Annotated in this window: 12 protein-coding genes; 2 read left to right on the plus strand and 10 right to left on the minus strand. The window is 57.5% G+C overall.

What is annotated here, in order from left to right; translation table 11 throughout:
* The first annotated feature begins 394 nt into the window (after positions 1–394).
* Positions 395–667, plus strand: a complete 273-nt coding sequence (locus tag F3J19_RS07250) for a DUF4148 domain-containing protein (RefSeq protein ID WP_167039243.1) — start codon at positions 395–397, stop codon at positions 665–667.
* 48 nt (positions 668–715) lie between these two features.
* Here the strand turns inward: F3J19_RS07250 and F3J19_RS07255 are convergent, their stop codons facing one another.
* On the minus strand, positions 716–1,774 hold the full coding sequence (locus F3J19_RS07255; RefSeq protein WP_167039244.1) for an extracellular solute-binding protein: 1,059 nt from the start codon (positions 1,772–1,774) through the stop codon (positions 716–718).
* 470 nt (positions 1,775–2,244) lie between these two features.
* Here F3J19_RS07255 and F3J19_RS07260 point away from each other — a divergent pair, with 470 nt between their 5' ends.
* Positions 2,245–2,499, plus strand: a complete 255-nt coding sequence (locus F3J19_RS07260) for a DUF4148 domain-containing protein (protein ID WP_167039246.1) — start codon at positions 2,245–2,247, stop codon at positions 2,497–2,499.
* Between the two features lie 116 nt (positions 2,500–2,615).
* Here F3J19_RS07260 and F3J19_RS07265 read toward each other — a convergent pair whose 3' ends face one another.
* The 9 genes from F3J19_RS07265 to F3J19_RS07305 all read right to left on the minus strand — a co-directional run bounded on the left by F3J19_RS07265 (position 2,616) and on the right by F3J19_RS07305 (position 11,732).
* Positions 2,616–3,869, minus strand: coding sequence for an MFS transporter (locus tag F3J19_RS07265; protein WP_167039248.1), 1,254 nt, complete (start codon positions 3,867–3,869; stop codon positions 2,616–2,618).
* A 13-nt stretch (positions 3,870–3,882) separates the two neighbouring features.
* Positions 3,883–4,338, minus strand: a complete 456-nt coding sequence (locus tag F3J19_RS07270) for a hypothetical protein (RefSeq protein ID WP_167039250.1) — start codon at positions 4,336–4,338, stop codon at positions 3,883–3,885.
* A gap of 3 nt (positions 4,339–4,341) precedes the next feature.
* On the minus strand, positions 4,342–5,472 hold the full coding sequence (locus F3J19_RS07275; protein ID WP_167039252.1) for a zinc-binding dehydrogenase: 1,131 nt from the start codon (positions 5,470–5,472) through the stop codon (positions 4,342–4,344).
* A 76-nt stretch (positions 5,473–5,548) separates the two neighbouring features.
* The gene (locus F3J19_RS07280) at positions 5,549–6,709 is read right to left on the minus strand and encodes a porin (RefSeq protein WP_167039254.1); all 1,161 of its coding nucleotides are present in this window, start codon (positions 6,707–6,709) and stop codon (positions 5,549–5,551) included.
* 305 nt (positions 6,710–7,014) lie between these two features.
* Positions 7,015–8,079 (minus strand): extracellular solute-binding protein, encoded by a 1,065-nt coding sequence (locus tag F3J19_RS07285; protein ID WP_205192628.1) that lies wholly within the window; start codon positions 8,077–8,079, stop codon positions 7,015–7,017.
* 97 nt (positions 8,080–8,176) lie between these two features.
* Positions 8,177–9,295 carry a cupin domain-containing protein gene (locus F3J19_RS07290; protein ID WP_167039256.1) on the minus strand — a complete coding sequence of 373 codons (1,119 nt, stop codon included), beginning with the start codon at positions 9,293–9,295 and terminating at the stop codon, positions 8,177–8,179.
* A 78-nt stretch (positions 9,296–9,373) separates the two neighbouring features.
* Positions 9,374–9,982, minus strand: a complete 609-nt coding sequence (locus F3J19_RS07295) for a cupin domain-containing protein (protein WP_167039258.1) — start codon at positions 9,980–9,982, stop codon at positions 9,374–9,376.
* 2 nt (positions 9,983–9,984) lie between these two features.
* Complete coding sequence (locus F3J19_RS07300) at positions 9,985–10,605, minus strand: cupin domain-containing protein (protein ID WP_167039260.1); 621 nt, start codon at positions 10,603–10,605, stop codon at positions 9,985–9,987.
* Positions 10,606–10,631: 26 nt separating this feature from the next.
* Positions 10,632–11,732 carry an ABC transporter ATP-binding protein gene (locus F3J19_RS07305; RefSeq protein ID WP_167039262.1) on the minus strand — a complete coding sequence of 367 codons (1,101 nt, stop codon included), beginning with the start codon at positions 11,730–11,732 and terminating at the stop codon, positions 10,632–10,634.
* Between the last annotated feature and the right edge of the window lie 28 nt (positions 11,733–11,760).

Consider the following 11,760-nt stretch of genomic DNA (forward strand, 5'->3'; position numbering starts at 1 on the left):
TGTACCGTGTTCGGGATGAGCGATGTCTACCTGGAGGTTTGCGACGCATCATATTCTCAGGTCGAGTGGTGCCTGCTTGCCTTCCTGATCGGGTTCCCTGCATTCGTGGTGAACCGATATGGCCGGAGGACGTCGAGGCTGCTGCAACAATGCTCAGCCAGCCGGGGTAACGGAAGTTTGACGGGTTCCAGGGCCGTCTCGTGCAGCGACCTGACAAGTTGCTTGCGAAACGTCCGGTATCTGGCCCGCCGTCGCGCACCGACAGGTTTTCACATTTGTTCCGTATATAAGAACTTGTTTCCTTTATAGTTAACACACGGTAAGTAAAAACCCGTATAATGGTTTCCACGGGTTGCCTTGGTGCGCCACCCACGAATCGCTACGGGACTCTCACATGAAATCGCTCATCAATATTGCCTTCGTAGTTGCCCTTATCGCTCCGGTGCTGTCGCATGCCGCTGAGCCGCTTACGCACGCGCAGGTACGCGCGGAACTGATTCAACTGGAAGACGCGGGCTACGACCCTGCCGACGTCAACGGCTACCCGAAGAACCTGAAGCACGCGCAGACCATCCTGGCGCAACAGAACGAAGCCAATACCGCGTACGGTTCGGATATTGCTGGTGCGTCGCAATCCAGTGGCATGAAGCAATCCATCGCAAAGTAAAAAAGCTGCCTTGAACCGAGGCAGCTTTTTATCGAAGGAATGCGGAGCCTAGCTCAGAAACAGGTGGTTAAAGAGGTTGTTCCATTTGGTGCGCTCGGCTGCTGACATTGCAGGATCGACAGGCGTTATCTGGCTATTCTGGAAAGGTGACGCGATATTCCGATGCGTCGGAACATAGTCCATGTTCGCCAGAATTTTTTGCGCCTCCAGCGAGAGCATGTAATCGTAGAGCAATATGCCCGCAGCCGGATGCGGTGCATGTTTGAACAGGGCAATGCCATTCGCTCGCGCCACCGCTGGCTGCAACAGGAACCAGTCGATAGCCGCATTTTTACGCTTCGCCTGCATGGGCATGTAGTTGTACGTCTCGAGCGCGAGTGGCACTTCGCCTGAGGCAACCATATTGTTCAGCAATGAGTTGCCGTTGCGGACAGACACATCATTAGTGGCGATCAACTCCTTGAAGAAGGCAATGCCTTTTTCGGTGCCCATCTGCTGACAAATGGTTGCAAACCAGTCGGAGCTCTTCGACTCGATGCCGAGTTTGCCTTTCCATTTCGGCAACAGCAGATTGTCAAAGGAAGAGGGCAGGTCTTCTTTCCTGATGGTGTTCGTGTTGTAGGACTGAACCCAGACAGAGAGCAGTGTCGAAGCCCACATGCGATGTTCCGGCACCGATCCTGGAATCAGGTCTGCGAACATGGGCGAGGCGACAGGCTGCAACAGGTTCTCCTGTCGCAGATTATTCAGGAATGAAGAGCCGACATGCACATTGTCGGGCATGAAACGGCCGGCTCGCGCTTCTGAAACGGCGCGTTGCACGACTTGCTCATCTCCTGCACGCCAGGTATTGACCTTGACGCCGTATTTTTTCTCAAACGGATTGAACAATGGTTCGAGGTCCGATTTTGCGATCGTGGTGTAGAAGTTCACTTGCCCTTCTTTCTTTGCCGCTGCGAGAATCCGGGCTGCGCGATCCGATCCGGCATAGTTTGCCAGCGCAAGATTCGACGAATTTTCCTCGGCCGATCTGGCATGGAACGGCACGAATGCCGCGCTCGATGCGAGGCCCAAACTGGCTTTCAAAATGGTACGTCGAGTAGTCATCCTGTCTCCATGTTTGAAATAAAACGCCCCGAATGTGGCAGCATTCAGGGCTGTAGTTGGCGCGTGCCCGTGTATCGCGCGATTCGCGCACCTGCATCAATTCGGTCTGCATAGTTTCATGCATCTGCGCATCGAGCGCAGAAAACGGCTCGTCCATCAACAGTACTTCGGGCTCTACTGCTAGTGCGCCTGCGAGGCTCGGGTGTTCGCGCATGCCACGGAATAACTGACGTGGTTAGGTTTCTTGAATCCATCGGGTCCGATTCGTTACAACAATGCGCGCACGGCATGGTTCGACATCGTTGGTACGACCGGCAATTTTGCTCGCTGCCCGCATTCGGGAACGATCTGCGTTGAATTAATTGGTAATCAATCCCGTCATGTGTAAATTAGTAATTTCCCCATGGCGGTCCTATAATAATGAGATAGTGATCTGACAAATCAGACGTCCACACCCCAGAGGTAAGGCCATGAAACTCCTGATCAATGCTGTTTGCGCTGCTGCCATCCTTGTTCCAATGTTGTCGCATGCTGCTGAGCCCATCACGCACGCCCAGGTGGTCAAGGAACTTGAGCAACTGGAAGCGGCGGGCTACAACCCCGGTGTCGCCGACGACAGCTATCCGGAGAATCTGGAGCAGGCGAAGGCCGTCCTCGAGCAGCAACAGAACGCAGCGACTTCCTGGGGGCCGGACATGCACGGCACAACGCAATCGGGTCATTAAACGGCCTCGCGCGAACAAAGCCGTTTCAGACCTGCTGGCGTTCAGAGTCGGCGCCACACGCCAGGCATCGCGACTACCTGTCCTGTGCCGTGTCAGGATCGCCAGTACCATTGGGATCAGGCTGAGGCGCCTGCCTTGACTGCGGCACGCTTCGGATCACGCTGTTCCGGATACACGTATGGCCCGAGACACATGATCGAGACGACGGCGATCGAAATAAATCCCGAGAACGTCCAGAGGGCAATCGTGTAGGAGTGCGTGAGGTCGAACGAGAGTCCGGATGCAAAGATCATGATGCCCGCACCCCATCCCCACGCCATCCACATCGCACCACATACCCGGCCAAACAGGCGCAGATCGAAGTAGCGGCTTACGATGAACGTAATGATGTCCGCTTCCGCGCCAATTGAAACGCCAATCAGTCCGGCGGCAATCATTGCGGTGTAACCGGTCGCGCCCGTTGCGAGAATGAGCACGCCAATGAGCGTCAGCGAGAACGACATCGCAGCACAATAGGGCGCATGAATCCGGTCCATCAACCAGCCAGCGAGCAGACGGCCGAGCGCTGATGTCAAACCGGCGATCGACAGCATCGTTGCGGCAGCCGACACTGTTTCGCCGCGATCGCTCATCATGGGTACGAGTTGCGAAAGCAACGCGAGCAGCACGCCGGACACACAGAAGATCGAAAGGCCCAGCAGGCGGAAAGTCCGATCCTTGAGGAATAGCGACCAGAGCGATGGTAGTTCGCGTCTAGCTTCATGCGCTTTACGCACGAGTTCTTCGTCGACGCCCGGCGGCATTTTGACGAGGAAGTAAAGCGCGGGAACGGAGAACATGGCCATCAACGCAGCGACGCCGAAATAGCCTGCACGCCAGCCAAAGTGTTTCAGCAGGTAACCCGCATAGTGCGGCATGAACATCGCGCCCACTGCCGTGCCGCCAACCATCAAGCCCAGTGCCAGGCCACGCTGGCGGTCGAAGCGAGCGCAGATTACTTTCGCATAAGGCAGTGCATTCGTACTGGGTGCGAACAGGCCGACCGCAACGAATGCCAGTGCGAATATCCATGGAGACGCCGGCAACACGCCCACGAGAGCCGTCGATGCCGCAAACAGGATCAGAAATAACAGGGTGGGGCGGCGCACACCCATTTTGTCGATGAGCGAGCCGAGGAGGATGGTGCCGGGTCCCATCGAAAATTCGAAGACGGTCAAGCCGAGCGAAACCTGTGCACGGCTCCAGTGATTCTCCGCGGCGATCGCCTTGATGAACATGCCGAACATGAATGCCGACAATACCCCCGCGCCGACGGAAACACAGACTGCGCCGCCGAGTACTGTCCACCATCGATTGATGTCGCGCTGCAAAATATTCTCCTTGTTACGCGCCGAGTGCGGAAAGCAGGTCGTCCAGATAACCGGCCTTCGTCGGAAGAACCATCATCGTGCTGTAAGGACGCAACATATCGGCCGTGCTGTTCGATTTCCTGTCGGAAGGACTGATTACGACGGATACGGTGACGCCATGCATGCGATACGTCCTTGCCGCGATTGCCATCGCTCGGGCATCGTCACCGTCGCGGCCCGAAATGACGACCGTATCGGGCGTGCCGAGCCATTCGCTTAGCACCTCGGAGTCCAGGTCAGCACTTGTATCAGAGCTTTGCGAAAGCGCGGCGAGATCGCTCGCCATCGCAAACTCCACATCGGCGTATGTGCGGCAGCTTGCGACTTCGGGGTCGTTATCCGTCAGCGCGATCACGCGAATGCGCCGAGGAGAAGAATTCGGCGTCTGAATTCTGTAACGCACTTCGGATGGGGTCTGGTAATCAGGCATGGCTTACTTCCACGGATCGATCGTCATGTGAATCGCACCGCTGACACCTTCGCCCTGCAAGGTGCGCAACGCCAGGTCCGTGTCGTCGAGACCGAACGTGTGCGTGCTCATCTGCGTAACGTCGTGGCGGTTCGCGGCGATCAATTGCAATGCGAGTTCTACGGACTGGTAACTGTGACCGCGCATGCCTTTCACCGTGAGAAAGCGCGCGATGATCATGTCGCTGTTGAATTCGGGAATCGGCACGCGCTTTTGCCCACCGAGTACGACCGTTCCGCGCTTTCGCGCAAGCTGGATTGCGGAGACGACGGTGGCCGGACCACCCGATGCGCAATCGATCACGAGGTCGGCCATCGAGCCGCCCGTGAGGTCGGCTACGCGTTCGAGCACGTCTTCCTGATCGACCTCGATCGTGTGATCCGCGCCGAGCCGTTTTGCCAGTGCAAGACGTTCGCGGTCGGTGTCCGTCGACAGTCCCGTGACGATGATTTTTTCGGCACCCGCTTCGCGCGCTGCAACGACGCACGACAAGCCTTGTTGTCCAGGACCCTGGATGACGACTGCCTGGCCTGGACCTGCGCCGCCCTGCAAGTAAGCCCATTCGATACCGTTACCAAGGGGCAGGGCAAGTGCCGCGTGTTTCGGTGCGACGCTCGAGGGCACGCGGTGAAATACGGTGTTCAGTTGCAGGTACTGGTATTGGCTGAAGCCGCCCCAGAAAGACGGCGCGGTCTTCAGGCCGGTTGCGCCATAACGCAGACCGTTCAGGCGCCAATCTGTTGCGTTGCACAGGCGGAATTCGTTCGACAGGCAATATTCGCAATGACCGCACGGAACGTATTCTTCGAGCGCGACGTAATCGCCTTCTTTAAGCCCCCAACGTGTGCTGGCAAGCTCGCCTGCTTCTTCGATATGGCCGACTGTCTCGTGCCCGAGAATCAGCGGCCCGCGGCTTTGAGGAAGTTGCTGGTAATAAGGGCCATCGCTGCCGCATACGCCCGTAATCGCAACGCGAAGCAATCCGGTAGACGGCGTAATTGCCGGGCGCTCGAACGTCTGAATCTCCGTGCGTGATGGTTCGACAGCAACAGCCGCCTTGAAGTGACGTGGGGTGAGTTGGATCGTGTCGTTCATACGTAGTGCGCGTGCGAAATTTCCGAAATAACGCGAGGCTCCATGCAACAGAGCCTCGCACGTCCATCAAGCGGCTTTAGAAGCGATGCCGCAGAAGGAGCTTGACTGCAACCTGCGTGGGCGTTGAAGAACTGCCGAGCGAGCCGATCGTTGCGACCGCGGACTTGCCGGTCGAATCGATACCGGAGGCGAGTTGCCATACGCCGCTCAGTTGAATGTCGGTTCGCTTGGAGAGGAAATAATCCGGTCCGGCGTTGACCTGGTGATAGTGCGCCGCCCTGCCCTGCGCGCGCACGGTCGTGTAGTCATACGCTGCCGCAAGCAGCAGTGTCGGCATCACGCGGTAGCGAATGTTGCCTTCGTAGCTGTTGAACGTCGCCGACCCGGTATTCGGCGTCGTTTTCGTTGGCAACATATTGCTGAAGACGGTTCGCGTGTACACGAAGCTGACCTGGCCGCCGGTGCCGAATTTGTAGCCGACACCTGCTGCGAAGATGGCTTGCGTGTCTGCGGACAGGAAGCCGCTGAACGATGGCGACTTGCCGGGCGACGAGAAGGCCGACGTGCCGGGTGCAGCAGCACTGTCGTAAACCGACACCGCCGGATTGTTCAGATTCTCGTACGCGATTGCGCCGATAATCGGGCCGGAATCGTATGTCGCCGCAGCCTGATAACGACGGTTGGTGGCGAAGCTACCCGGTGCGCCGCCCGGTGCGAATAACAGATCGAGCTTGACGCCGGCATACGTCGGCGAGATATAGCGGATCGAGCCATCCATCCGGAAATTGGCGTTCAGGTTGTCGAAGTCGCCCACGTGACTGCCGATCCACGCCCATATTCCGGTCGAGGACAGGCGCTCGCCGACATCGTCGTGCATGGCATCGTATTGACGACCGAACGTGAGCCTGCCGTACGGCGTTTGCAGACCCATCCATGCCGAGCGGCCAAAAAGACGGCCGCCTTGCGAGAGCGTGCCGGCAGAACCGTCGAAACCGTTCTCCAGGTCGAAGACGGCTTTCAGGCCGCCGCCAAGATCTTCCGTACCGCGCAGACCCCAGCGACTACCATTGGTCTGACCTTTGATGAGGCCAACCACGGCGCCACCGCCCTGATTGTTGATGTAGTTGATCCCCTCGTTCACAATGCCGTACAACGTAACCGAACTTTGTGCGTGGGCAACGCTTGCAATACTTGCAAGAGCGGGGAAGGACATCAGTGCGAGTATTTTTTTATTCATGAGTCTCCGACCTTGATTTAATAAAAATTCAGTGTGGATCGACAGATATCTGCATGCAGAAATGCCGCAATTTGTAGAAATAAGTATACCTAATGAAAAAGGATATACTTTGCGATCTGGTACAAACCCCTGCTGGAACGCGGCACTAAATGCACGGCCTATCCCGTGTTAAATGAAACACACGCATAAGATTCCATGACAGATAAAGATTATCCGCGTGGAAAGCAGTCCTTATAATAATGATACTTTGGATCTGCCTGAAAGAAGAGGTGCGTGGACCAGACGCACCTCTTTCTGATCGGGACTTAATTCATGCCGTTGAATACGGTATTGAACAGCGCCTGGTTTTTCGCCTGGTTGTCGATGATGTCCTTGTTCGAGATGATCTGCATCGCCACGCTCGGCAGCTTGTGCTTGACCGTCGTATTCGTCACAGCCATATCGTGATCGGCATACATGGCCTGGCCTTCGGTCAGCAGGAAATCATAAAACAGCACGGCCGCGTTCGGATGCCTCAGCATGTGCGCGACACCGACGCCGTTCGGCTGGGTGATGGCCGATCCAATCGAAAACCAGTCGATGGAAGCGCCGGCCTCCTTCATGGACTGGACCTTGTAGTTGTAGATGCCGAAAGCCATCGGCACGTCACCCGAGGCGACCAGATTCGCCAGCAGCGTATGGCCGCGACGCACGGACACGCCGTTTTTGGCAACGATCTGCTTGAACAGGTCGATACCCGGCTGACCACCGAGTTCCTGCACCGTGCCTGCGAACCACGGGATCGAATCCTGGCCTTCCACGCCGAGCTTGCCTTTCCATTTCGGGTCGAGCAGATCCTTGTACGTCTTCGGCAGGTCTGCCTTCTTGATCAGGTTCGTGTTGTACGCGACGGTGAACACGTTCAGGCGCGTCGCCGTCCAGGCGTTGTTGTCCTGAATCGCTTCGGGAATCAGCGATTTCAGAACCGGCGAATTGATCGGCTGCAACAGTTTTTCGCGGTACATCGCTTCGAGCTGCGGGCCGTTGGTTTCGAACACGTCCGCTTCGTAGCGGCCGGCACGGCCTTCCGAAATGGCGCGTTGCAGAATGCCCGAAGCGCTTGAACGCCAGACAGTCACGTGTACGCCGTATTTCTTTTCGAAGGCCTGCACGACCGGATTGAAATCGTCAGGCGGCAGCGACGCATATACCGTCAGTTTGCCTTCTTCCTTCGCCCCGGCGATCAACTTTTGCATGCGATCCGCGCCGTTGTATTGCGCGACGGATTCGCTCGATACATAACCGGCTGCGAAAGCGGGACTGGAACCCATGAACGTCAGCGCGGCACCCAGAAGCCCAGCAATGGCTGCGAGGCGGAAATTACTCTTCATCAAGAGTCTCCGATGTGTTTATTTTCGGCAGGGGCACATCGGCCTGATGTACCCCACACCTTTAGCCGTACCGGATTAGCGGTTCAGCGGCAGGAATTCAAACCGCGAGCGGCGGCAGCGTTTCCAGTTCCTTCGTGTATGCGCCATCCATCTGCATCGAGAGGCCGATCTTTTCCAGTTCCGACGAGAACGTCGAACGGATGACCGGGTTTTCGTCCGCATAGTCGATCTGGCAACCGCCGATGCGACGCGAAATCCAGGCCTTCGGCACGCCTTGCGAATTGCGCTGCGATACGACTTCGTGCTTGAGCGCGAGGTAACGCGACGGATTCGGGTTCGTGTTGAAGTGCTGGTGGAACTCGCCGTTGGACGGCGTGATGAGCGAACCGGTTTGCCAGTCGTAACGCTTCGGCTCTTCGCCTTCGCGCCACATCATCGAGTAACCCGAACCGCTCATGATGATGACGTGCGCGCCGGGACCATGCGAGTGCGCTTTCTTGTACGTCGAGGTCGGGAACTGCGAAATGTGGCTGTTCTGCGAGCCGCGCGCCATGCTGAAGCGGATGTGACCGCCGCCGGCACCACGTTCGGCGGCGCTGATCAGCGGCAGGTTCACCGCATCGGCGACGAAATTCGTGTCCATCAGCAGGCCTTTCTGTTCGCCGCCGTTGGCGAAGTAATCGGGCTCGCCATTGAAACGGTTCTTGAAATCGTACGCCGTGCCGAAGATGAAATCGATGTCTTCGAGCGCGTTGATCGTAGGCGGACCGTTCGTGACCGCGACGAAACGCGCGGCGTCCTTGCCGGACGTATTGTAGTGCGTGTGCCAGCAGTTCAGTGGGATCGCGAAGAGGGCCCCGGCTTGCCATTCGAACGTGACTTCCGCGCCGGCTTCGTTGCGAACGGTAGTCGATCCCCGGCCACTCAGAACGTAGATCATTTCTTCGAACAACTGACGCTGCGGCGCAAGCGATTTGCCCGGCGGAATTTCGCAGACGTAGCAGTCGTTCGACGTGCGCGACGCTTCGTGGTTGATGTAGACGCCCTTGCCGCCGCGACGCGCCCAATCCTTCAGATCGACCGTACGCAGGTCCTGGATGTAATGACCGTCGATAATGTCCAGGCCTTGCTGGGCAACCCAGCGCGTATACGCGGTTTCCTTTTCGGAAGCGAATTTCTTCGCCATGTCCTCGGAAACGACTGCGTTCTTGCTCATTTACTTCTCCATTCAATGCGGGTTGCGTATACAACAAGTTAGCTCGCAGACCTGCAAGCTAACCGATCCGGGTACGCCTTAGACGGTCGCCGTATTCTTCAGGTACTCGCGAATCTTCTCGGCCGTGAGCGTCACGCTCGGGTCGTATTCCGGCGCGTCTTCGAGCTGTTGGAGATCGTTGAGGCCGCACTTCCAGAAAATGCGGTTGATCGCGGAGATCAGGCGTACGGGGCGCTCCGGGTCCGCGTTGAAATGCTGATGCGCGGTGCCGGGCGGAATATAGATCACGTCGCCGGCTTCCCACTCGAAGCGCTTGAGTTCGCCGACCGGCTTCCACGCGTACTGATCGACGATTTCGACATCGTAGTCCTGGTGCAGGTCATAGCCGCGACCTTCGAGCACGTACAGGCACTCTTCGGCCAGGTGACGGTGTTTGCCCGACTTGCTGCCCGGCGGAATGATCTGCATGTACGCGTCGACCGTCTCCATGCGCGTGTTCATGCCTTCGTTCAGCAGGTGCTTGAGCAGGCCTTGACGCGACATTTCCCACGGCATGTTTTCCGGCCGCACGATCTTTGCGCGCTTGGCGTTGCGCTCCGGAGCCTGTTCGGCGTTTTCCAGCAGGCCCTTGTAAAGCGCGCTATTTTCCTTGCCTGCCAGCCAGTTTCCCGATTCGGTCCATGCCATGATCAGTAGCCTCCTTCCGGATGATTGAAATCAGTTTCTTCCATGCGCGCGACGAAACCAACGCCGGTCGGCGACGGCTCGTCAGGGCGAGGTTCGACGGTCTTCTGGAACAGCATGTTCATGAACATGAACATCGGCTTCGTCTTGATGACGAGCGCACGCGCGGGCTTGTCCAGGCTGCGGTTGAAGTGCTGGTGCACGCAGTTGTTGTGGACGATCGCGATGTCGCCGGCTTCCCAGTCGTAGCGGATGCCGTCGTGTACTTCGTAGCCGATGCCGTCGAGAATGTAGAACGCCGCTTCGTTCACGTGGCCGTGCTTCTGCGAGTGACCGCCCGGCGAGTACTCCTCGATATGAAGGTGGAACGTTTGCGTGATTCCGTTCTTCGGCTGCACGTAGTGGCGGCTGAAGGTTTGCGGTCCCTTGCTGAACTTGACTTCCTTGCCTTTGCGCACGCGCGGAACCGAACGCAGACGCTCCAGTTCCGTGCTCAGGCTGTACGCCCCTTCGATACCGCGCACGAAAATGCGATTCTTCACATTGCCAGCGGTGCTGTGATGCGATTCCTCAGCGCGCTGATCTTCCTCATACATCGTGTTTGTGTCGATGTTTGCTTCAGACATAGTGCCTCCTTGTTGGTACAGCGAATTTACTGCGGGTTCAGCGCGACACAGCGGGCTGGATCAATGGTGACCCAGATCTTCGAGCCGACCGGCTGGCGATGCGACGGATGCGCACGCGCGAGCAAAATCTGTTCACCGACCTTGATCTGCAAATCAAGCGTTTCGCCAAGGAATACTTTGGAATAGACGGTGCCTTCGAACACGTTGCCGTGTTCGAGCGTCGGCTTGCTATCGAAGATTTCCAGGTTCTCCGGGCGCAACGACACGACGGCTTTTGCACCGGCATTCATGCCGTCGCCGTGAGCCACCGTGATCGGGCCGATGCTCGAATGAACGGTCAGCTTCTGACCGTCCGTGTCCCGGACCGTGCCATCGACAAAGGTCGTCGTGCCGATGAAATCCGCCACGAACCGGTTGGCCGGCTGTTCGTAGATATCGCGAGGCCGCGCCTTCTGAACGATGTGGCCGTCCTTCATGATCGCGATTTCGTGCGACATCGCGAGCGCTTCTTCCTGGTCGTGCGTCACGTAGATCGTCGTGACGTTCAGCTCGCGCTGCAGACGCTTCAGCTCGAAACGCATCTTGTCGCGCAGCTTCGCGTCGAGATTCGACAGCGGCTCGTCGAGCAGCAGCAGTTTCGGCTCCATTACGATTGCGCGGGCGAGGGCCAGACGTTGCTGCTGGCCGCCGGACATCTTCGTTGCATCGCGATCGGCTGCATGATCGAGGCCGACCGCGGTGAGTGCGCGCATGACCTTGTCGGCAATCTGCTGCTTCGTGAATTTCTTCGTGCCGACTTCAAGCGGAAAGCTGCAATTCTTGAAAACGGTCATGTGCGGCCAGATCGCGTACGACTGAAACACCATGCCGAACTGACGTTTGTTGGGCGGCACGAAGGTCTTGCGATCCGCGTCGAAGACGGTTACGCCGCTCGCCGTGATTTTTCCGTCATCGGGTTTTTCGAGGCCCGCAATCGAGCGCAGGGTAGTGGACTTACCGCAGCCGCTCGGGCCGAGCAACGTGAACAGCTTGCCTTCAGGCACCTCGAAACTCACGTTTTCAATGCCCGCGACTTTCACGCCGTGACTGTCGAAATACGCCATGTTCAGATTCTGAATGTTTAGCATTGTCGTCTCAATAGTTTCTGTTATGGCG

It is taken from the genome of Burkholderia sp. Ax-1724, from assembly GCF_011752995.1.
In the GTDB taxonomy this organism is placed as follows: domain Bacteria; phylum Pseudomonadota; class Gammaproteobacteria; order Burkholderiales; family Burkholderiaceae; genus Paraburkholderia.

Bases quoted from the DNA above. Each gene is read 5' to 3' on its own strand.
- F3J19_RS07305 (WP_167039262.1), bottom strand. From the start codon at position 11,732: ATGCTAAACATTCAGAATCTGAACATGGCGTATTTCGACAGTCACGGC.
- F3J19_RS07250 (WP_167039243.1), top strand. From the start codon at position 395: ATGAAATCGCTCATCAATATTGCCTTCGTAGTTGCCCTTATCGCTCCG.
- F3J19_RS07290 (WP_167039256.1), bottom strand. From the start codon at position 9,295: ATGAGCAAGAACGCAGTCGTTTCCGAGGACATGGCGAAGAAATTCGCT.
- F3J19_RS07260 (WP_167039246.1), top strand. From the start codon at position 2,245: ATGAAACTCCTGATCAATGCTGTTTGCGCTGCTGCCATCCTTGTTCCA.
- F3J19_RS07285 (WP_205192628.1), bottom strand. From the start codon at position 8,079: ATGAAGAGTAATTTCCGCCTCGCAGCCATTGCTGGGCTTCTGGGTGCC.
- F3J19_RS07300 (WP_167039260.1), bottom strand. From the start codon at position 10,605: ATGTCTGAAGCAAACATCGACACAAACACGATGTATGAGGAAGATCAG.
- F3J19_RS07275 (WP_167039252.1), bottom strand. From the start codon at position 5,472: ATGAACGACACGATCCAACTCACCCCACGTCACTTCAAGGCGGCTGTT.
- F3J19_RS07270 (WP_167039250.1), bottom strand. From the start codon at position 4,338: ATGCCTGATTACCAGACCCCATCCGAAGTGCGTTACAGAATTCAGACG.
- F3J19_RS07280 (WP_167039254.1), bottom strand. From the start codon at position 6,709: ATGAATAAAAAAATACTCGCACTGATGTCCTTCCCCGCTCTTGCAAGT.
- F3J19_RS07255 (WP_167039244.1), bottom strand. From the start codon at position 1,774: ATGACTACTCGACGTACCATTTTGAAAGCCAGTTTGGGCCTCGCATCG.
- F3J19_RS07295 (WP_167039258.1), bottom strand. From the start codon at position 9,982: ATGGCATGGACCGAATCGGGAAACTGGCTGGCAGGCAAGGAAAATAGC.